General features: G+C 65.6%; 1 pseudogene. It reads right to left on the bottom strand.

Features of this window, described 5'->3' with window-relative positions:
• Window positions 1–416: pseudogene (locus tag H7K45_RS31140) on the bottom strand (IS30 family transposase); the annotation flags it as partial.

Below are 416 nucleotides of genomic sequence, written 5' to 3'. Positions count from 1 at the left end.
ATGTCCCTGCGGTTTGTTCTGTGTCCTGGCCCGCGGCACCCGCAGCGCACGACCGGTCCGCAGGCACGCGACCAATTCCCGTTTGAGCGCCCCACGCCCCTCGATGAACAAGGACTGATAGATCGCCTCATGGCTGATGCGCATGGACTCATCATCGGGGAAATCCAGCGGTAAGCGGTGGGCAATCTGTTCCGGGCTCCATGCTGTCGACCACCGTCGGTCTTGTCGGTGCGGCTTGTTGCGGCCGTTCCAGGCCTTGGTCTGCGGACCTGCGACGGCGGTGCCGTCGGGTCCGCGGACACTGCCATCGAGCCGCTGCTGCACGTACTCACGCAGCTGCGGGTTGACTGCCAGTTTCGCGGGTTTCGGGCGCTTTGCTGCTTGCTGGGCCTTCCACTGCGCCACCCCTGCGCGGT

It is taken from the genome of Mycobacterium yunnanensis, assembly GCF_025823185.1.
GTDB classification, from domain to species: Bacteria; Actinomycetota; Actinomycetes; order Mycobacteriales; family Mycobacteriaceae; genus Mycobacterium; species Mycobacterium yunnanensis.
The sequence above is the reverse complement of the archived record's forward strand: the minus strand, read 5'-3'. Positions and strand labels throughout refer to the sequence as shown.